Genomic DNA, 21,045 nt, shown 5'->3' with positions numbered 1-21,045 from the left:
TATAATATCTTAATTTACGATAGACGTGATGGAAAAGACGGGTGAGGATATGGATTACAAATCAGCGATTAAGCAGATCCAGCAGGGCACGTTCGCTCCCGTGTATGTGTGTTATGGGACGGAGTCCTACTTGGTCCAGGAATTGATCCAGAAGCTGACCGATGCATTAATAGATCCCGAACATAAAGCCTTTGCCGTCTCACGCTATGATCTGGCCGAAACTCCGATCGAGACGGTGGTTGAGGAGGCGGAAACCCTGCCTTTCATGGTTCCGCGCAAGCTGGTGATCGCTTCCAACGCGCTGTTTTTGACAGGCGCCAAGGACAGCGCCAAGATGCAGCATAATGTGGACAGGCTGGCGGAGTATATCAAGGCACCAACCGATTTTTCGGTAGTGGTGCTGACGGTGAATGCGGACAAGCTGGACGAGCGCAAAAAATTGGTCAAGTCGCTTAAACAGGCCGACTCTCTTGTCCCTTGTGCGGCATTGTCCGCAGAACAGCTAACACAGTGGGTTACACGGGAAGCGAACAGGGCGGGCTTCTCTTTTGCTCCGGGCGTGGTGGAGCAGTTTATTTTGTACACCGGGACGAGCTTGCAGGCGCTCTCCAGCGAATTGGCAAAATGCGCGCTTTTCGCAGGGCGCGGTGGAACTATTGACGCCGATGCACTGGATCAGCTGGTGACCAGGTCTGTCGAGCAAAACATATTCATACTGATCGAGCATGTGGTTCAGCTCCAGTTGGACAAGGCGTTCACCATGCTTGCCGAGCTGCTGCGCCGCAAGGAAGAGCCCATCAAGATTGTCGCACTTATCGCGAGACAATTCCGCATCATATTTCAAGTCAAGGACCTGCAGCAGCAGGGTTATTCACAGCAGCAGATGGCCTCTCAGCTCGGGCTGCATCCTTATGCGGTGAAAATTGCGGCGGGTCAGGCCAGCCGGTTTGAGCTGAAGCGGCTCGCGCTGCTGCTGCAGCAGCTGGCCGACCTGGATTACCAAATGAAGAGCGGCAAAATCGATAAAGCGCTTGGCTTGGAAATGTTTCTCTTGCGCCTTGTGGCTTAAGTGCAGAGCCAAGCGCGGTACCCGCCAGCACGAAAAAAACCGATTCCCTCAGGAATCGGTTTTTTCGTTGTTACGTTATTTACGCCTGAGCGGAAAGCTCGTTCAGCTTTTTCGCTAAGCGGGATTTTTTGCGGGCAGCGGCATTTTTATGGATTAAGCCTTTGCTAGCTGCTTTGTCCAATTTCTTGCTGGCAGCGATCAAGGCTGCTTTTGCAGTCTCCACATTCGTGCCGGTTGCAGCAGTTTCGAAAGTCTTGACAGCAGTACGAAGAGCGGATTTGTGTGATGCGTTGTTCAAACGGCGCTTTTCACTTACTTTTACTCTTTTGATAGCAGATTTAATGTTTGGCATTGACGTTCACCTCCTAATACGACTTGCATAAAAAACGTTCCATTGTTTCTGATGACAACTCTAGATATTCTAACACGCCCCATATTAAATTGCAATAGAATGCCGGCGGCCGAATCTGACATACTTTGCATAACGGCTGGGGCTTTTTCACACACTACAGGGGCAGGGTTATGCGGAAAGGAGAATAAAACGATGGATTTAACCGCTTTTTCCGTGCGGACCGATTTAGCTGTGGAAGCTCATAATCTAGCGTCCCCGTCGGGCCAGGCAATTCCAGGCGTACAGACATCAGTACAAGATCTGGGCGGCATACGGGTCAGCAAAATCGACATAACGTCACAGGAAGGCTCCCGTGCGCTCGGCAAGCTCCCGGGCCATTACATTACCCTTGAGGTTCCTGCTCTGCGGAATAAGGACAGCAAACTGCAGAATCGGGTTGCTACGGTGTTTGCGAGTGAGTTCGAGGCGTTCTTGGCAAAGCTCAATATCCATCCAATGGCAAAAGTGCTCCTAATCGGCTTGGGCAACTGGAATGTGACTCCGGACGCGCTGGGACCTATGGTGGTGGAAAATGTAACGGTCACCCGCCATTACTTCGAGCTAATGCCCGGCAATGTGCGGCAAGGCTATCGCCCAGTGAGTGCGGTGGCTCCTGGAGTGCTTGGGATCACGGGAATCGAGACCAGTGAAATTGTGCATGGGATTGTGGAAAAATCAAGGCCGGATCTGGTGATTGCCATCGATGCATTGGCCTCGCGGTCGCTGGAACGCGTTAACACCACTATCCAAATTGCGGACACAGGCATACATCCGGGCTCTGGTATCGGGAATAAACGGAAGGGGCTCACTATTGATACGTTGGGAGTTCCGGTTATCGCGATCGGGGTGCCTACAGTGGTGTATGCTTCGACTATTGTAAATAGCGCGTTTGATCTCATGCATGCTCAATTTCAACGCGAAACCGCACATACTGGGCAAATACTCGGGATGCTGGCCAATATGCAGGAGCAGGAACGGTTACAGCTGGTGCGAGAAGTGCTGGGACCGCTTGGACATGACCTGCTGGTCACGCCGAAGGAAGTCGACGAGTTTATCGAAGACATCGCCAACATCATCGCCAGCGGGTTGAATGCCGGACTGCATGAGGCGATAGATGCCAGCAACGTGTCGGCTTATACACATTAAACATCAAAAGGCGGTAAAATGACGCAGCCCGAGCGGAGCGCATTTCTATCGCTTTTTTCTTTGCCGGTCATTCTTCACCGAACGCCAAGCTAGGCCGCATTCTCTCACGCACCACCTTGCTGCGAAATTTCGGTTCTATCTTCTAGCATCCGCTCATAGATTTGTTACTAGAACGTTGGGCGCGCCGTCGCAGAGCAGTGTCAATGCACGCGCAGCATTGCTGATAGCTTCATAGAAGCTTCACGCTGGTGGAAATGCTTTTTAGGAGGAATGACGAATGAAATGGACAGCGGTCACTTTGGATGTAAGCAAATACCGAAAAATGGGACAGGAACTGGGCATCTACTTTCGGGTGATATCGGCTTTGATAACGGGCTGCATACTATTTTTTGTCGCACTAGGACTTCTTGGTTATATGCAATCCAGAATGAGTGATATGGCGCCAAGTTCGTCAATGAAGACGATGGCTTCGACGGTATCTAGCCAGTTTTTTATGGACATGCTGGGAATGGAGCTGCCGCATATGGAGACGGACCGCCAGAGCTTTACGTTCTCGCAGTCGAATGTGTCCGGTTTTTTGTTCACTCTACTGACAGATTTGAGTTGGAAGGAACCGAAAACGTTCATTGCTAGAGAGCTTCCTGGTCTGGCTTACGACCGTTCCGTGGTGCTGCGCAAGAGCAGTTCGACCGGAGACGATGCGCCTGAAGATTACGGCCCGAAAGGTGACGTGATTCCGAAAAACGGCGAGGGTGGAGAGGGCTCGATTACCGCAAATCCGACTGCGCCGCCGGAGACCGGTGAGACGGGCGAAGTGGTGCCGGATCCCCCGGCAGCGACCGCCAATCCTCCCAAAACGGCTGGAAAAAACGTAGCTTTTATCTATCAGACTCATAATCAGGAATCGTATCTGCCGGAGCTGCCGGGCGTAAAGGACCCGGATAAGGCTTACCATCCCAAAACCAACGTGACCCAGGTCGGCCTGCGACTGGCGCAGAGGCTCGAAAAAGAGGGAATCGGGGCCGTTCACTCCGATAGAAATTATCCGGCGATCGAGAAAAACTTCTATTATGCTTATTCTTATAAATACTCTCATAAAACACTGCAGGAGGCGTCAGCCTCTCACCCTGATTTAAAGTTTTATTTTGACATACATAGGGACTCACAGAGACGGCAAAAGACCACGGTCACCATCGGCGGCAAGGATTACGCGCAAGTTTATTTTATCATCGGAGGGAAAAATGCCGGGTGGAAAGAGAATGAGCAGTTCGCATCGGAGATCCATCAGGCACTGGAGCGAAAATACCCGGGTTTGTCCAAAGGCACTTTTGCCAAAGCGGGCGAGGGTAACGGCGTCTATAACCAAAATTTCTCGTCCAACAGCGTATTGATCGAGGTGGGCGGCGTGGATAATTCCCTCGAAGAGTGCTACCGCACCGCCGATGTGCTGGCTCAAGCGATCGCGGAAGTGGTCTTGAACGCGCAAAAAGTAGATGCGCAGCCTGCGCCTGCGAGCGAGCCTGCGGACTCATCTGCGGACAAGTCTGCAGACAAACCTACGGACAAACCCGCAGACGTACCTGCCATCAAATCCACGGACAAGCCCGCAGACGTACCTGCCGACAAATCCACGGACAAGTCCGCGGACAAATCTGCTGACAACCAGGCCGGCACGAAGCAAAACTGAGCGCCTTACGGCAATGGGAGGGCGGAAAGATGAATAAATTCTATGTTCGGCTGCTGTTGCTGCTGCTTGCCATGGGATTTTGTATCTTTTTCGGAGTGGACTTGGCCACGCGGGGCGTCGAGCGCATCCAAGGGCCGATAGATAAGGCCGGCGGGGCGCCAGCCGAGGCGGGCCTCTGGCCGCAGCCTTACCGTCCGTCAGCGGACAACGAAGCCGGATTCTTTCAGACCGGCGGCAAGGCCGGGGCAGAGGCGGAAGCAAAGGCCAAGCGGCAGGAGGAAACAAAGGCGGAACCCAGGGGTGAAGTGACCGAGACTACAGGTGTGGCGCACATCGGCAATAAAACAGGGGAGCTGCTGCAAATCGTGGCACATCATGGTATCCAATTGTTTGTCTCTTTGTTCGAAGCCATAACGAGTTGACCGCGTGCACCGGTGTTGACCGCTTGCTTGGCTGAGTCCTGAGCAGCGTACGCTAAAAATGCGCTTGCCCCGCACCCCTCTGCACTCCTGCATTGATGGCCCACACCCTCTGCACTGCTGTAGCAATAGCCCCGCACATCTCTGCACTGCGGCTCGATGTCACCCGCAACACTGCTGTGCTGCAAATGCATTGATGCGCATCCGCACAACTGTTATAATTAGAAGTATTGTAAATTTGCAGGTTAGTGAGGGTCAGCGCGCATGGATATACAAGCCAGACAAAAGAAGATTAGAAATTTCTCAATTATTGCTCACATCGACCACGGGAAATCGACGCTGGCCGACCGCATATTGGAATACACGGGCGCATTATCTTCACGCGAGATGCAGGATCAGGTGCTGGACCAAATGGATCTGGAGCGGGAACGCGGCATTACAATCAAGCTGCAGGCTGTGCGCTTAAACTACCGTGCCGATGACGGTGAAGAATACATTTTGAACTTGATTGATACACCTGGACATGTCGACTTCACTTATGAGGTGTCCCGCAGCTTGGCAGCTTGCGAAGGTGCGCTGCTTGTGGTCGACGCCGCGCAAGGTATCGAGGCGCAAACGTTGGCCAACGTGTATCTGGCGCTCGACAATGATCTGGAAATACTGCCGGTCGTCAACAAAATCGATTTGCCGAGCGCGGATCCCGACCGGGTAAAACAGGAGATTGAAGACGTCATCGGGCTCGATGCCACCGATGCGGTGTTAGCCTCCGCAAAGGCGGGGATCGGCATCAAGGAGATTCTGGAGCAAGTGGTCCAAAAGGTACCGGCTCCGTCGGGTGATCCGGACAAGCCGCTAAAGGCGCTCATCTTTGACTCCCATTACGACCCGTATAAGGGCGTTATCGTGTATGTCCGGGTAATCGACGGTTCCATCCGGGCCGGCTCAAAGATCAAGTTCATGGCTACCGATAAAGTGTTCGACGTGATTGAAGTCGGCGCATTCAAGCCGCGGATGTCGATTGTAGACTCGCTAGATATTGGCGACGTCGGCTTCATCGTCGCCGGAGTGAGGACCGTAGGCGACACACGTGTCGGGGACACCGTCACCGACGCGAAGAATCCGGCACGTGAGCCGCTGCCGGGTTACCGTAAGATCAACCCGATGGTATTCTGCGGCTTGTATCCAATCGATTCAAGTGATTATAACGATCTGCGCGAAGCGCTGGAGAAGCTGCAGTTGAACGATGCGTCACTGAGCTTTGAACCGGAGACGTCCACCGCACTAGGTTTCGGATTCCGCTGCGGATTCTTGGGCTTGCTTCACATGGACGTCATCCAGGAGCGGATTGAACGCGAGTTCAATATCGATCTCATTACAACCGCGCCGAGCGTAATATTCCGTGTGACACAGACAAACGGTGAGGCGATGGACATCGAGAATCCTTCTCTGTTCCCGGAGCCGGGAAAAATCGATTTCGTTGAGGAGCCTTACGTAAAAGCTTCTATTATCGTGCCGAACGACTTTGTCGGGGCGATTATGGAGCTGTGCCAGGGCAAGCGCGGCGAATTTGTCAACATGGAATATCTAGACACCAACCGGGTCACTTTGACATACGATATTCCGTTATCGGAAATCGTCTATGATTTCTTTGATCAGTTGAAATCGAGCACAAAAGGATACGCTTCGTTTGATTATGAGCTTTCCGGTTACAGACGGTCGAATTTGGTGAGGATGGATATTCTGCTTAACGGCGAGCAGGTGGATGCTTTGTCCTTCATCGTACACCGGGATCGCGCATATAACCGCGGACGGATCATATGCGAGAAATTGAAAGATTTAATCCCGCGGCAAATGTTCGAGGTGCCGATCCAAGCTGCCATCGGTCAGAAAATCGTAGCGCGAGAGACGGTAAAGGCGATGCGCAAGAACGTATTGGCTAAATGCTACGGCGGTGATATCTCCCGGAAGCGGAAGCTGTTGGAGAAGCAGAAGGAAGGTAAGAAGCGGATGAAGCAGGTCGGCAGCGTCGAGGTGCCTCAAGAAGCTTTCATGGCCGTGTTGAAATTGGACGAATAGATACAATGGATGGGAAATGCCCTACAGAAAGGCAGGTGCGTAAGATGACGCACCTGCTTTTCACGTCAGGGATCGAAGGAGGGATTTAGATGATGATTCACCGTCAGGAAACACCGGAAGCGGTCTATATCCATATTCCGTTCTGCACAAACAAATGCCACTATTGCGATTTCAACTCCTATGTATTAAAAGGTCAGCCCGTGATGGACTACTTGGATGCACTGGAAAGAGAGATGGAGCACACGGCCCGGCTGGCGCCCCCGGGACAGATCAAAACCATCTTCGTAGGCGGAGGCACCCCAACCGTACTGCTGCCGGATCAGATGGCCAGTTTTTTGCAGCGCGTGCGCACGTATTTCCCGCTGACCGCGGCTGACTTGGAATTCTCGATGGAGGCCAACCCTGGCACCACGGACAAGGAAAAGCTGCTGGCGATGAAGAAAGGCGGGGTCAACCGAATCAGCTTTGGGGTGCAGTCATTCGATAACTCCTTGTTGGCTGGTATTGGACGGATTCATAACACGGATGACGTGTACCGCAGCATTGACAACGCAAAGAGTGTTGGGTTTGATAATATGTCCATTGATCTGATGTTTGGTCTTCCCAACCAGACGGTGGAGATGATGAACGACACGCTTGATAAAGCTCTGGCTCTCGGGCTGCCGCATTACTCCATCTACAGCCTGAAGGTAGAGGAAAACACGCTCTTTCACACATTGTATCAGAAGAACCAGCTGCCGCTTCCGGATGAGGACGATGAGCTTGACATGTTTCTTCTTATAATGAAACGGTTGAAGGCTGCGGGATATGATCAATACGAGATCAGCAACTTCGCCAAACCGGGCTTTGAAAGCCGCCACAACAGCATGTATTGGCTGAATCGCAGCTATTATGGATTAGGTGCGGGCGCACACGGTTATATGTATGGACAAAGGCATGTCAACATCAAGGGCGTGCAACCATATATAGATGCTACCCGTGCTGGGCTTCCTTTGTTGGAGCAATATGAGATCAGCGAAAGGGAAGCGATGGAGGATTTCATGATGGTAGGTCTAAGGCTGCTGAACGGCGTCAAACGATCCGATTTCCACAAGCAGTTCGGCGTGGAGCTGGAAACCGTATTCGGCAGTGTCCTGTTGAAGCTCCTGGATAAGGGATTATTGCAGCGCACAGCGGACGGTTACAGTTTGACGGAACAGGGAGTGCTGCTCGGCAATGACGTGTTCGGAGAGTTTTTAAGTCCAGTGTCGAATTAGATGAATTTTGTATTGAATTTTTTATACGAAATGATGTATATTTATTCATACGATCGAATTTATGACATGGAATGGTGGGTTTTCTATGGCAGTTGCGTGCAGAAAGGCAACCGGGCAGGACATCGATACGTTATATGAGATCATTCAAGGTTATGCCGCGCAGGGGATTATGCTTCCGCGTTCCCGTGATACGTTGGAAGCTCAAATAGATACGTTTGTGGTGGCTGTGATTGAGGACCGCCTGGTGGGCTGCGGATCGTTAACCCGTCTTGGACAGGACTTGGTGGAGATTCGTTCTCTCGGCGTGACACCCGGCTACAAGGGTCAGGGAATCGGTAACGCACTGGTGGACTTCCTGTTGGCCGAGGCCAAAAAGCAGGATATCCCCAAAGTGATGGCGCTGACGTATGAGGTCAAATTTTTCGAGCGAAACGGTTTTACGGTCGTGCCCAAAGAGATTTTTCCGGAGAAGGTTTGGCGAGACTGCATACACTGCAAAAAGCAGAACTGCTGCGACGAAACCGCAGTGTTGAAGCGGGTGGATTGACTTGACACAGACCTTCGGGTCTGTTATTTTTATCTTATGATTTAGCACTCATCATACAGGAGTGCTAACGACTGGAAAAGCAAAAGATGTGATAATTTTGTCGCTGTGTGCTGCATCTATGAGCCAATTCTAAGATCACGCTCGCTGGTTGAGGCACCCCAGGCTTGATAAGTTTCGCGGAAACTACATAAGCCGCAGTCAGCCGGTGTGCACTTAGCTCAGCTGCGGTTGGCATACGAGCGACGACGAACGATACAGCAAGACGAAGGACAACAACAATTGGCACCTTAAGAAAACCATATCCAGCCGACACCGGCTGTTTGTGGGCAACAGTCAGAATGGGGGCATGCACATGTTAACCGAGCGCCAACGGCAAATATTGGCTGCCATCGTGGACGATTATATTCGCTCTGCGGAGCCCGTAGGCTCCCGTAGCATATCCAAGCGCGGCAATGTGGGGTTTAGCCCGGCTACCATTCGAAACGAAATGTCCGATTTGGAAGAGTTGGGATACCTGGAACAGCCGCATACGTCAGCAGGTCGAATACCGTCTCACAAAGGATACCGGTACTACGTGGATCATCTCGTGACCTTCGGAGGCTTACAGCCGAACGAAGTGAACGTGTTGAAGCAGTTTTTCGCCGGGAAAATGCAGGAGATGGAGCGGGTAATTCAGCAGGTTGCGATGATTCTTTCAGATCTTACCAGCTATACATCCATAGTTATCGGCCCGGAAATGTTCAGCACTACATTGCGCCATATGCAGATCGTGCCGCTGAACGAACAAACCGCCGTAGCGATTGTCGTTACCAATACAGGGCAAGTAGAAAATAAAACCGTCACGATCCCTGAGGGCATTCCCATGTCGGAGATAGAGAAGGTTGTAAACCTACTTAACACCCGGCTGAGCAATGTGCCTTTGCTGCATTTTAAATCTAAGCTGTACACCGAAATTGGCGAAGAGATGCGGAGCTTCGTGTCGCGCTATGAAGAAATTCTAACGATGCTGGACGGTATCGTTGAACAGGGCGAGGAAGACAGGATTTTCTTGGGCGGCATGACCAACATGCTGACACAGCCGGAGTTTCAGGATATGGAGAAGGTCAAAAGCATTCTCGATCTGCTGGCGGAAACACCCGCGTTGGCAAAGCTGTTCTCTGGTGCATCGTCCGGCATTCAAGTTCGCATCGGAAGAGAAAATTCAGTTGCCGCGATCAACGACTGCAGTCTGATTACCGCATCCTATATGATGGAGGGCAAGCATTTGGGCACGATCGGCATTCTCGGGCCTACGCGTATGGATTACAGCAAGGTCATTAGCCTATTGAATCACTTGTCCAACGATATGACGCTGGTGATGGAGCGATGGTATAAATGAATACGATGAAGCCCGCGTCACCCGAAGGAGATGACACTTACGCCACTTTGCTGAACAATGCAGGCGCTATTCGGGCGATCTGCTCCGCCGTCGAGGGGACGCTTGGGCCTAAAGGTTTGGATACGATGCTTGTAGGAGCGCAGGGGGAAGTCGTTATAACTAATGATGGTGTGACGATTTTGGAGAAAATGGATGTCACCCATCCGGCCGCCCGTCTGCTTATTGAGGTGGCCCGTTCCCAGCAGCAGCAGGTGGGAGACGGCACGACAACCGCAACGGTGCTTGCCGGAGCGCTGGTCTCCGAAGGTGTCGCACAAGTAACTCGCGGAGTGCCCGTAGCTAAGGTTGTGAAAGGGATACAGAAAGGCGTCGCGCTAGCGCTCGCCTCCTTATCCGAGCGCAGCCGCCAAATCCAAGGCCTGAACGACCCGCTGCTCTACCGCATAGGCTTCATCGCCGGGCGTGAGCACGCGGACCTGGCGGACCTTATCCTGGAGGCGGCCAAGAGGCTTGGGATCCACAAGCTGCAGGAAGACAGCTTTCGCTTTGCGGATGCGGTGATCTCGCACAGTCGCGCGGCAAGTGAGGTGTGGCCGGGACTGCTGATTCAGAAGAAGCCGGTGAATGCGCAGCTTGATTTTCCGCCGGATGCGGCGAAAGTGCTTGTTTTTCAAGACGCGTTCGAGCCGGAAACAATCGACGAAGAAGCGTTGATGACTGAAGCCGGCTTTCAGAAGCAGATGCAGCTCAAGGAACAGTTTCGCAGATCGTTAGCGAAGCTCGTAGAACTGCAAGTAGGGCTCGTCATTGCGGATCGCGGCGTGAATGCCGAGGCGGAGCAGTTTTGCACCGACCATGGAATCATGGTGGTTCAGCGGCTTCCTCGGAGCGACATGAGACGCATATGCGAATACACCGGCTCGCGGCCGATCCGCCGCAGCGGGCTGTATAAGCCGGCCGCCGAGCTGGGCGGCTATCTCGGCTTCGCAGGGCGCGTGTCGTACGACGAGCGGCTGGAATGCGTGCGCATGGCCGAAGGCAAAGGCCGCGCGCAGGTGACGATTGTCGTCGGCGCCAGCACCAGCGAGGTCGTCGGGGAGCGGCTGCGTATTGCGAAAGATGCAGCCTCGGCGGTGCAGGCGGCGCTGCGCGGCGGATGCTTGCCCGGCGGCGGGTCGGCTGAGATGGCCGCGGCCTACGATCTGGACCGCCACCGGGAGACGGTGCAAGGCATGGAAGGGTTCGGCATCGCGGCGGTGGCGCAAGCGCTTCGCAAGCCGCTGGCGCAGATCGTGGTGAATGCCGGTTATAATCCGCTGGAAAAGGTCGAGGAAGTGAAAGCGGCGCAGATCGCTGCGGGTTCCGACTCGCTGGGCATAGATTGCGACAACGGGGCTCTGACGGATATGCTCGAGCACGGTGTGGTCGATCCCGCGCAGGTTAAGCTGCACGCGCTGCAGGCTGCGGGAGAGGTGGCAGCCGCGGTACTCCGCATTCACACGGTGATCAAAATGAGACAGCCCCGGTCGGAGGACTAGCCCTTGGTCGGTCAGCGTAACACAGTGGCCGTACCGCGAGGCTTGAATCCGCTGGTGATAATAGGTAAAGTGGTGTAGGGCTGCCAGCATTAGACAGAACCTTACATCCTGGCAGAGAGAGTGTGCGCGTATTCGGAACAAGGAGGTGACAGACAATGAGTGCTGAACAAAACAACCAGGCTGACTCCCAATCGGCGGAGAAAGAAACGGTCGATGCTGCATATACCGAGGGCGTCGACAACCCGGAGAATGGGGCTTCCGAGCCTGCTCAGCAGATAGAGTCGGAGCTTGACAAGGTGCGCAAGGAGTCGGAGGAGAATTACCAACGCTACTTGCGTGCGCAGGCTGATTTCGACAACTTTAGAAGAAGAACCCGACAAGAGAAAGAGGAGCTTGCAAAGTATGCCTCGTTACAGGTGATAGAGCAGCTCTTGCCTGTGGTGGACAACATGGAGCGCGCTTTGAGCGCGGGCAAAGAGGGTAAGGATTATGAGGCCCTGCTTAAAGGTGTGGACATGATATTCCGTCAGCTCGAGCACGCCTTGGCGAACGAAGGCTTAAAAGCTATGGATACCATTGGCCAGCCGTTTAATCCGGAATTTCATCAGGCTATCATGCAGGTAGAATCCGAAGAATATGACGAGGGCATCGTGGTGGAGGAAATCCAAAAGGGATATTTGTTGAAAGATAAAGTGATTCGCCCTGCGATGGTAAAAGTGAGCTCGTGAGTAGGCCGCACTAGTGCTGTTTGCACAGCCGAGGGTAGGCATGTTCGGCCCGGCACCGGCCTTATATGACGGTATTTCTCTTGCGATGAATGAAAGATAGATGATAAAGTACGCTCAAAAAATCAAGGAGGCTTTAACAACGATGAGTAAAGTAATCGGAATTGACTTAGGCACCACGAACTCTTGCGTTGCCGTCATGGAAGGCGGCGAGGCGGTAGTCATCCCCAACGCCGAAGGAAACCGCACTACACCATCCGTAGTAGGTTTCAAAAAGGACGGAGAGCGTGTCGTCGGTGAAACGGCGAAGCGTCAAGCGATCACCAATCCGGATCGCACTGTTATTTCTATTAAGCGCCACATGGGAACGAACCACAAAGAAACCATCGAAAGCACAGAGTACACACCGCAAGAGATTTCGGCTATCATTTTGCAGAAACTGAAAGCCGACGCAGAAGCGTACCTGGGCAGCAAAGTAACTCAGGCGGTTATCACGGTTCCTGCTTACTTTAACGACAGTCAGCGTCAGGCAACTAAGGATGCCGGTAAAATTGCCGGTTTAGAAGTGCTTCGTATCGTCAACGAACCGACTGCGGCTGCATTGGCATACGGTATGGAGAAATCCGAAGACCAAACGATCCTGGTATACGACTTGGGCGGAGGAACATTTGACGTATCCATTCTCGAGCTGGGCGACGGTTTCTTCGAAGTTAAAGCTACCAGCGGTGACAACCGTTTGGGCGGCGACGACTTTGACCAGGTCATTATCGATTACTTGGTAGCTGAATTCAAGAAAGAGCAAGGTATCGATTTAAGCAAAGACAAAGCAGCCGTACAACGCTTGAAGGATGCTGCCGAGAAGGCGAAAAAAGAGCTGTCCGGCGTGTTGACAACTACCGTGTCGCTGCCGTTCATCACAGTGGTAGATGGAGTGCCTCAGCACTTGGAAGTCAACCTCACTCGCGCGAAATTCGAGGACCTGTCTGCCATGCTGGTTGAAAGAACAATGGGCCCTGCACGCCAGGCGCTGAGTGATGCGGGACTTACTCCGGATCAAATCGACAAAGTTGTGCTGGTCGGCGGTTCCACTCGGATTCCTGCGGTGCAAGAAGCTGTAAAACGTTTGATCGGCAAAGAGCCGCACAAAGGCGTCAACCCTGATGAAGTGGTTGCTCTTGGCGCGGCAGTGCAAGCGGGCGTGCTTACCGGTGATGTGAAGGACGTCGTATTGCTGGACGTAACTCCGTTGTCTCTGGGTATCGAAACCGCAGGCGGCGTCTTCACGAAGATGATCGAGCGCAATACAACGATTCCTACAACCAAATCTCAAGTGTTCACGACCTATGCCGACAATCAGCCAAGCGTGGAAATCCATGTATTGCAGGGTGAACGAGCGATGGCGAACGACAACAAAACGTTGGGCCGCTTCATGTTGGGCGATATCCCTCCGGCTCCGCGCGGCATCCCGCAGATCGAAGTTACATTCGATATTGATGCGAACGGTATCGTGAACGTTAATGCCACAGACAAAGGCACAGGCAAGAGCCAAAAAATTACGATCACGTCCTCAAGCGGTTTGTCCGATGACGAAGTCGAGCGTATGATGAAGGATGCGGAAGCCCACGCTGACGAGGACCGTAAGCGCAAAGAGCTTGTTGAAGCCCGCAATAACGCGGACCAGCTTGTTTATTCCGTTGACAAGACGATCAAGGATCTCGGCGACAAAGTAGATCAGGGCGAAGTCGACAAAGCCAACGCGGCGAAAGAAAAGGTGAAAACAGCGCTGGAAGGCGACAACCTGGATGAAATTAAAGCTGCGACTGAAGAGTTGACCCAAATCATCCAACAGCTGTCCGTGAAGCTGTATGATCAAGCCCAGCAGGCGCAAGCAGGTGATGCGGGTGCGGCCGGCGCGGAAGGTGCCGCGAAAAAGGACAATGTGGTTGACGCCGACTTCGAGGTTGTTGACGACAAAAAGAACGACTAAGGCATAGTGTAAAAAAGCATAGGTTGGATGCAAGGTCAAAGCCGCCAGTCCGGCTTTGGCTTTCCCTTTGTGTTCTTAAGAATGGGAGTGGGATAATGAGCAAGCGCGATTACTATGAAGTGCTCGGGGTCGACAAAAGCGCGTCACAGGATGACATTAAAAAGGCGTACCGCAAGTTAGCCCGCCAATATCACCCGGACGTGAACAAGGCTTCCGATGCCGAACAAAAGTTCAAAGAAGCAAAAGAAGCTTACGATGTGTTGAGCGACGAGCAGAAGAAATCCCAGTATGATCGGTTTGGACATGTGGATCCAAATCAAGGCATGGGTGGCGGCGGTTTTGGCGGCGCTGATTTCGGAGGCGGCTTCGGAGATTTATTCGACATGTTCTTCGGTGGCGCCGGCCAGCGTCGCAACCCAAACGCTCCTCAACGGGGAAACGATCTTCAGTACACACTCACCCTGGATTTTAAAGAAGCCGTTTTTGGCAAAGAAATGGATATTAATATCCCGCGGACCGAAACATGCGACACCTGTCATGGTAACGGCGCGAAGCCGGGGACGAAGCCGGACACTTGTTCCGTATGCCGCGGCAGCGGGCAGCAAGAGGTGGTACAGAACACGGCATTCGGCCGCATCGTTAACCGCCGTGTATGCTCCGCATGTAACGGTCAAGGGGTAACGATTAAAGAAAAGTGCGGCACGTGCCACGGCGCGGGGAAAGTGAAGAAGCAGCGCAAGATTCACCTGAACATTCCCGCAGGAGTAGATGAAGGCGCGCAGCTTCGCGTTTCCGGGGAAGGTGAAGCCGGCACGCGCGGGGGACCATCCGGCGATCTGTACGTAGTGATTCGCGTGAAGCCGCATGACTTCTTCGAACGTGAGGGAGATGACATCTACTGCGAGGTTCCACTTACGTTTACCCAAGCGGCCCTCGGCGATGAAATCGAAATACCGACGCTTACGGAGAAGGTGAAGCTGAAAATACCGCCAGGCACACAAACGGACACCTACTTCCGTTTGAAAGGCAAAGGCGTTCCCCGGCTGCGCGGTTACGGTCAAGGCGATCAGCATGTCAAGGTCGTAGTGGTCACTCCAACGAATTTGACCGACGAACAAAAGGAGCTGCTGCGTGAAATCGCACGTCAGACCGGCGAGCACACACATGAGCAGCAGCAGACGATATTTGAACGTATGAAAAAGGCTATATTAGGGGATTAAAACTTAAACACGCCCGACATGTGACCATGCCGTGTCTCATCGCGAACACGCCCGACGGCACCGCCGTTTGGCGTGTTTTTTGCATATTCTCCGCCAAAGTGCGGACACTAAAACAGCACTTCATTTGCTTATACCATCACACGCAGGAAGCGAGGGATGATCATGACCAATCAGCAGCAGCCCCAGCCGCTGCGTGAACGTCTGCCGATCGCAAAGAACGAGGATGTGGAATACGACTCGAAGTTTGCCGGGCCCGACGACGTCGAGGCGGTGGAACGGGCGCACGCGGCGGATGCACGCCAGCAGCGAACTTGATCGTCGATAATCGCCAGAGAAAAGAGGGGCAGTGCAGATGGCTGAGAGAAGTATATTGGCTTATTTTCATTCTCCTGAACAAGCCCGCAGTGTGGTACCCAAGTTGAAAGCCTTGCGGGCAGCTGGTGTCTCCGTGGACCGGATTGGAGAATTTCGTGGCGACGGTGTTTCGGAAACAATCAATCCGCTCACCGGGGATTTTCGCAGCTTGTCGTATCTCACGCTGACGGCGGAGACGCTGTCGAAGAACGACCGCATCTTGGCTGCAGCCAGCGTAGACGCCAGCGGGCTTAGCGCTGGGCAACCTGAAGACTACATGGGCGACTTTGACGGCACCGATCGACGGAACATATTGTTGACGGCCGTCGTCGACGAGCGCAATTATGAGCACGCGCTCCGTGTGGTGCACGAGGCTGGGGGGCGCGCCTAATGGCTCCTGCGCCGGATTCCAGTTATATCTCAATGGCGGGCGGTATCAAGCGCTGCATCTCACGGGAATGTCCGATCGCAGCCGCGGAGGCTCACAGCAGCTACATCAAGGCGAAGCTGAGAACACGCATCAAAAAACCATGAGCCGTCACGCGGGAACGGCGGCGGATACTTTAGGACCTGTGCACACGTCCGACAGCATTCGGCGACCGTACCAAGTGCTGCGGCGGCCAACGGCGCACTAAATCAAGCCGGAACTCCACAGGAGTCCGGCTTCACTGCGTTTCATGTGCGGCGGCCACGCGGCAGCACGTGGCACCACTGGTGCGCAGCGAATTCACATGGCGCCACAGCGTCCGAGAGTGGCCAAAAAGCAAGCCGCAACTCTACAGGAGTCCGCCTTCATCTGCGTTTGATCCAGTCTCCCGACAGGCAAGACCGACCCTTGCGCGCTGCGAATCCAGATGCGGGATGGGCAGGTGCTGGCCGCTCGGGAGTGCATCGCGCAACTTGCCGACGAGCGGCTGTTTTGGCGCCGGCCGGGAATTGCTCCGGACCCTGCAATGCGTCGTATTGGTTCAACTATCGCACTGCAGCAGATCGGCCGGGCCTGGGCATGCAGCATTCCTCCATGGCCAGCGCTGCTGTCGATCGCGGTGCACAAATCCGCGGAATTAAGCCGAGGTCATCGCACGTTAGTCCGACGCCCCGATTTTACCGGGTACGTCCAAGTATAGTATACTGGGAATCATGTGCAGCTGTGACTGCAGGTCAGGAGGATGGAACTATGCGTTGGCATGAGGTAACGGTACATACAACAGAAGAAGCCATTGAGATGATTTCAAATTTCATACATGAACTGGGAGCCGGCGGAGTGTCCATTGAGGAATCCGGTACATTAAACAAGCAGCGGGACACCTCTCTCGGGCAATGGTATGAACTGCCTTTGAACGATATTCCGGAAGGGCGAGCGGTCATTAAAGGCTATTTTTCCGAGGGTACCGACATGGACGAGGTGTTAAAGAGTTTAACGCAGTCGGTGGAACAGCTAGCCGAATTCGATATCGATACGGGCAATCCGACATTCGAATTGCAAGACGTGGACGATGAAGATTGGGCGAACGCTTGGAAGCAGTATTTTAAGCCTCTGCGCGTGTCGGAACGTTTGACAATCAAACCGACTTGGGAGGAATACACGCCAGCGGCCGATGAGCTCATCATTGAACTTGATCCGGGAATGGCTTTCGGAACAGGCACGCATGCCACGACTGCGCTCTGCTTGCGCACGCTGGAAGGTGTAGTTAAGCCGGGCGACGACGTCATTGATGTCGGGACAGGCTCGGGCGTGTTGGCGATCGCTGCGGCGAAGCTGGGCGCCAAGCGTGTGCTGGCGCTTGATCTGGATCCGGTGGCAGTTTCAAGCGCACAGGAAAACGCCCGCTTAAACGGTCTGCAAAATCAGATCACGGTGAAGCATAGCGATCTGCTGCAAGTGCTGCAAGAGCAGACCGACGGTCGCAGCGAGGCGGCCGCGGAAGTGCCGTTAGGGGTGCGGCTCCCCGTTCAAGTGGTAGTGGCTAACATTTTGGCCGAAATTATTTTACTGTTTGTCCAGGACGTGTATGACGTGCTGGAGCCGGGCGGCACTTATGTTGTGTCCGGCGTCATTAAAAGCAAGCAACAAGATGTCGAGCAGGCTCTCGCGGCTGTCGGTTTCTCAGTGACCGGGCAGTATGAGGAACAGGATTGGGTCGTCATCGTCGCCCGCAAACATTAGGAGGGCATGATGAGTTCTTTTTTGGCGTATCCGTTGGCGGAACTGCCCTTTGTGTTCGTGGTGCTGATGATTTCTTTCGCGCTTCACGAGTTTGCTCATGCTTATTTCGCGGACCAGTTCGGTGACCCGACGGCCCGCTCCATGGGGAGGCTGACATTAAACCCGAGAGTGCACATTGATTGGGTCGGAATGATATTCTTCCTGATCATAGGGATCGGATGGGCCAAGCCTATCCTGGTCAATCGCTCTTATTTTCGGAAACCGCGTCTGATGAGCATTATCGTCTCGTTTGCCGGACCGTTCAGCAACCTGCTGCTGGGATTTGTGAGCCTTCTCATCTTTCATGCGCTGCTGCAGCTGCAAGCTTTGGACAGCATCTCTCCCGGCGGTCGGGAAGCCGTCGAACTGTTTTCGAGAAACATGATTGAGCTCAACATATTTTTATTTATTCTGAATCTTATTCCTTTTCCGCCGCTGGACGGCTACCGGATCCTCGAAGAGGTGCTGCCGCGTCGAGCGGCGGCCAAGCTCAAAGCACACGAACAGTGGCTGTTTTATGCAATCTTATTAATGTTCTTTATACCTCCTATCAGAAGTGTCACGTTGGGCCCCATTTTCGCGCTCAAATGGCCGATTTTCAACTGGTTCGATGCGTTGGTACGCGCAATTTTCGGTGCGTTGTAACAGGACTTCATATGAATTAACGCTCCCGTGCGGAATGCTGCCATTATAGCTTTTTAGCGGATTTCATAGTATGATGTAGGCTGGTATTTTTGATAATATGGTAAAACAGAAGGTAGATGACACATGCAGCGTTACTTTATTGAGCCCGAACTTTTTGCGGATTCCGCTGTTGTCATCGCCGGCGAGGATGCGCATCATCTGATTCGGGTTATGCGGGCCAAGCCCGGGGACGAAGTGATTGTCAGCGATGGCGTGAGCCGTGAGGCGTTGGTGCGGATTACGGAGCTTGCGAAGGATAAGGTTAGCGCGGATATCGTTGAGAGGCTTGCGATGAACCATGAGCCGGCTGTCGAGGTGTGGATCGCGCAAAGCCTGCCCAAAGGCGATAAAATGGAGCTGGTGATCCAAAAAGGCACTGAGATCGGGGCCGCCCGCTTCGTTCCATTCATATCTGACAGAACGGTGGTGCAGCTGGATGCTAAAAAAGAGGTCAAACGGCTCGAACGATGGCAGAGAATCGCCAAGGAAGCGGCCGAGCAGGCCCACCGAAACCGGATTCCTGAGGTAGACGCACCGTTGACATGGAAGCAGCTGCTGCAGCTGTCGTCACAGGCGGATGCGGCCTGGATCTGCTATGAGAAGGAGAATGGCTTGGAGCTGAGAGAGCAAATTCGCGCTGCTTTGTCCGTGCACAGGAAAGATAAGGCAGGCGCAGTTGTAGCGGAGTCTCTGGCGGCAAGCGATCACAGTAAGCAAAAAGCCACGCTGATGCTCATTGTCGGACCCGAAGGGGGCTTCAGCGAGCACGAAATAGAGGAGGCGGAAGAGGCGGGATGCCGTTCCGTCAGTTTAGGTCGCCGAATATTACGCACGGAGACGGCCGCGATGGTCGGTCTCACTTGTATTATGTATGAATCCGGCGAGATGGGAGGATAACACAAGATGCCAACAGTAGCGTTTCATACATTAGGCTGTAAAGTAAATTTTTATGACACGGAAGCGATCTGGCAGCTGTTCAAGCACGACGGCTTCGAGCAGGTCGATTTTGAATCGACTGCAGACGTGTACGTCATTAATACATGCACGGTAACGAACACAGGCGATAAAAAAAGCCGGCAAATGATCCGCCGTGCGGTCCGCCGCAATCCTGAAGCGATTGTTGCGGTCACCGGCTGCTATGCACAAACCTCGCCTGCCGAAATATTGGCGATCCCCGGCGTTGATCTTGTCATCGGCACACAGGACCGGGACAAAATCATTCCTTACATTCAGCAGCTGCAGCAGGAGAGGCAGCCGATTAACGCGGTGCGCAATATTATGAAAACCCGGCAGTTCGAAGAACTGGACGTGCCTGATTTTGCCGACCGCACACGCGCATTTTTAAAAATCCAAGAGGGCTGCAACAACTTCTGCACCTTTTGCATTATTCCCTGGTCACGCGGCTTGATGCGCAGCAGGGAGCCCCAAAGCGTGCTTAAGCAAGCTCGGATGCTGGTGGACGCAGGTTATCAGGAAATCGTACTGACAGGTATTCACACCGGCGGCTACGGGGAAGATATGGAAAACTACAGCCTCGCAAAGCTGCTTTGGGACTTGGATAAGGTGGACGGTTTGAAACGGGTTCGGATAAGCTCTATCGAGGCGAGCCAAATTACAGAGGAAGTGTTGGAGGCGCTGGAGGGATCTGATAAAATGTGCCGCCACCTGCATATTCCGCTGCAGGCCGGTGACGACGGTGTGCTGGCGAGAATGCGCCGTAAATATACAACCGCCGATTATGGCAGAAAGATCGAACAGATCCACAAGATCATGCCTGGCGTCGCGATCACAACGGACGTCATCGTTGGTTTCCCTGGTGAAACGGAGGAAATGTTCCGCAACGGCTATCGCTTCATGGAGCAAATGCAGTTCTCGGAAATGCACGTGTTCCCTTACTCCAAACGTACCGGAACACCGGCCGCGCGAATGGAGGATCAAGTGGACGAGGAAGTGAAAAATAGCCGCGTACACGAGTTGATCGATTTGTCAGAGCGGATGCAGCTGACCTACGCGCAGAAGTACGTGGGACAGGTGCTCGAGGTGATTCCAGAGCGGGCTCATAAAGGAGAACCGGACAGAGGGCTTATGATGGGCTACTCAGACAACTACTTACAGCTTGTGTTCAAGGGCGGCGAGGATCTGATTGGCAGTGTGTGCCGGATCAAGGTGACGCAAGCCGGCGTCAATGAGTCCCGCGGCCATCTCTTACGGGAGCCTGCGATAACGACACCGAAGGCTGTGATTGTGTAACGATCGCGGGATCAAGGATTTCATCCCTTAGGCAAGGTGAAGTCCTTATTCTGTCTGGCACGTGGGGAAACGTTAGCCATCGTTGTTCGCTGATTTTACATAGGAGAGGGTG

At 53.4% G+C, this 21,045-nt stretch carries 20 protein-coding genes; 19 read left to right on the top strand and 1 reads right to left on the bottom strand.

Annotated elements, in window-relative coordinates:
- Window positions 1-49 precede the first annotated feature (49 nt).
- Window positions 50-1,069, top strand: coding sequence for a DNA polymerase III subunit delta (gene holA / locus CBW46_RS02920; protein WP_089198501.1), 1,020 nt, complete (start codon window positions 50-52; stop codon window positions 1,067-1,069).
- Between the two features lie 79 nt (window positions 1,070-1,148).
- Here the strand turns inward: holA and rpsT are convergent, their stop codons facing one another.
- On the bottom strand, window positions 1,149-1,421 hold the full coding sequence (gene rpsT, locus CBW46_RS02915) for a 30S ribosomal protein S20 (protein ID WP_089198500.1): 273 nt from the start codon (window positions 1,419-1,421) through the stop codon (window positions 1,149-1,151).
- A 192-nt stretch (window positions 1,422-1,613) separates the two neighbouring features.
- On the opposite strand from rpsT, the gene gpr reads away from it, so the two are divergent.
- The 18 genes from gpr to mtaB all read left to right on the top strand — a co-directional run bounded on the left by gpr (window position 1,614) and on the right by mtaB (window position 20,933).
- On the top strand, window positions 1,614-2,606 hold the full coding sequence (gene gpr / locus CBW46_RS02910; protein ID WP_089198499.1) for a GPR endopeptidase: 993 nt from the start codon (window positions 1,614-1,616) through the stop codon (window positions 2,604-2,606).
- 277 nt (window positions 2,607-2,883) lie between these two features.
- Complete coding sequence (gene spoIIP, locus CBW46_RS02905) at window positions 2,884-4,293, top strand: stage II sporulation protein P (RefSeq protein WP_089198498.1); 1,410 nt, start codon at window positions 2,884-2,886, stop codon at window positions 4,291-4,293.
- A gap of 29 nt (window positions 4,294-4,322) precedes the next feature.
- Window positions 4,323-4,715: a DUF3679 domain-containing protein gene (locus CBW46_RS02900; protein ID WP_089198497.1), complete on the top strand. Its 393-nt coding sequence runs from the start codon at window positions 4,323-4,325 to the stop codon at window positions 4,713-4,715.
- A gap of 261 nt (window positions 4,716-4,976) precedes the next feature.
- Window positions 4,977-6,788, top strand: a complete 1,812-nt coding sequence (gene lepA / locus CBW46_RS02895) for a translation elongation factor 4 (RefSeq protein ID WP_089198496.1) — start codon at window positions 4,977-4,979, stop codon at window positions 6,786-6,788.
- A 92-nt stretch (window positions 6,789-6,880) separates the two neighbouring features.
- Complete coding sequence (gene hemW / locus CBW46_RS02890) at window positions 6,881-8,044, top strand: radical SAM family heme chaperone HemW (protein ID WP_089198671.1); 1,164 nt, start codon at window positions 6,881-6,883, stop codon at window positions 8,042-8,044.
- An 85-nt stretch (window positions 8,045-8,129) separates the two neighbouring features.
- Window positions 8,130-8,591: an N-acetyltransferase gene (locus tag CBW46_RS02885; protein WP_089198495.1), complete on the top strand. Its 462-nt coding sequence runs from the start codon at window positions 8,130-8,132 to the stop codon at window positions 8,589-8,591.
- Between the two features lie 352 nt (window positions 8,592-8,943).
- The gene (gene hrcA / locus CBW46_RS02880) at window positions 8,944-9,969 is read left to right on the top strand and encodes a heat-inducible transcriptional repressor HrcA (RefSeq protein ID WP_089198494.1); all 1,026 of its coding nucleotides are present in this window, start codon (window positions 8,944-8,946) and stop codon (window positions 9,967-9,969) included.
- Complete coding sequence (locus CBW46_RS02875) at window positions 9,966-11,507, top strand: TCP-1/cpn60 chaperonin family protein (RefSeq protein WP_089198493.1); 1,542 nt, start codon at window positions 9,966-9,968, stop codon at window positions 11,505-11,507. The genes hrcA and CBW46_RS02875 overlap by 4 nt, the downstream gene beginning before the upstream one ends.
- Before the next feature lie 155 nt (window positions 11,508-11,662).
- On the top strand, window positions 11,663-12,235 hold the full coding sequence (grpE, locus tag CBW46_RS02870; RefSeq protein ID WP_089198492.1) for a nucleotide exchange factor GrpE: 573 nt from the start codon (window positions 11,663-11,665) through the stop codon (window positions 12,233-12,235).
- 142 nt (window positions 12,236-12,377) lie between these two features.
- Window positions 12,378-14,219, top strand: coding sequence for a molecular chaperone DnaK (dnaK, locus tag CBW46_RS02865; protein WP_089198491.1), 1,842 nt, complete (start codon window positions 12,378-12,380; stop codon window positions 14,217-14,219).
- Between the two features lie 95 nt (window positions 14,220-14,314).
- A complete protein-coding gene (dnaJ, locus tag CBW46_RS02860; RefSeq protein ID WP_089198490.1) occupies window positions 14,315-15,439 on the top strand; it encodes a molecular chaperone DnaJ in 1,125 nt (374 codons plus the stop codon).
- A gap of 156 nt (window positions 15,440-15,595) precedes the next feature.
- Complete coding sequence (locus CBW46_RS02855) at window positions 15,596-15,754, top strand: YfhD family protein (RefSeq protein WP_111361053.1); 159 nt, start codon at window positions 15,596-15,598, stop codon at window positions 15,752-15,754.
- Between the two features lie 37 nt (window positions 15,755-15,791).
- Complete coding sequence (locus tag CBW46_RS02850) at window positions 15,792-16,184, top strand: hypothetical protein (RefSeq protein WP_207802223.1); 393 nt, start codon at window positions 15,792-15,794, stop codon at window positions 16,182-16,184.
- Complete coding sequence (locus CBW46_RS21155; protein WP_165842178.1) at window positions 16,184-16,327, top strand: hypothetical protein; 144 nt, start codon at window positions 16,184-16,186, stop codon at window positions 16,325-16,327. Before CBW46_RS02850 ends, CBW46_RS21155 begins: the two co-directional genes overlap by 1 nt.
- 643 nt (window positions 16,328-16,970) lie before the next feature.
- A complete protein-coding gene (gene prmA, locus CBW46_RS02840; protein WP_089198488.1) occupies window positions 16,971-17,960 on the top strand; it encodes a 50S ribosomal protein L11 methyltransferase in 990 nt (329 codons plus the stop codon).
- Between the two features lie 6 nt (window positions 17,961-17,966).
- Window positions 17,967-18,644 (top strand): site-2 protease family protein, encoded by a 678-nt coding sequence (locus CBW46_RS02835; RefSeq protein WP_089198487.1) that lies wholly within the window; start codon window positions 17,967-17,969, stop codon window positions 18,642-18,644.
- A gap of 123 nt (window positions 18,645-18,767) precedes the next feature.
- The gene (locus tag CBW46_RS02830; protein WP_089198486.1) at window positions 18,768-19,580 is read left to right on the top strand and encodes a 16S rRNA (uracil(1498)-N(3))-methyltransferase; all 813 of its coding nucleotides are present in this window, start codon (window positions 18,768-18,770) and stop codon (window positions 19,578-19,580) included.
- 6 nt (window positions 19,581-19,586) lie between these two features.
- A complete protein-coding gene (mtaB, locus tag CBW46_RS02825) occupies window positions 19,587-20,933 on the top strand; it encodes a tRNA (N(6)-L-threonylcarbamoyladenosine(37)-C(2))-methylthiotransferase MtaB (RefSeq protein WP_089198485.1) in 1,347 nt (448 codons plus the stop codon).
- Window positions 20,934-21,045 lie beyond the last annotated feature (112 nt).

It is taken from the genome of Paenibacillus xerothermodurans (genome assembly GCF_002220865.2).
Taxonomy (GTDB): domain Bacteria; phylum Bacillota; class Bacilli; order Paenibacillales; family NBRC-103111; genus Paenibacillus_S; species Paenibacillus_S xerothermodurans.
The sequence above is the reverse complement of the archived record's forward strand: the minus strand, read 5'-3'. Positions and strand labels throughout refer to the sequence as shown.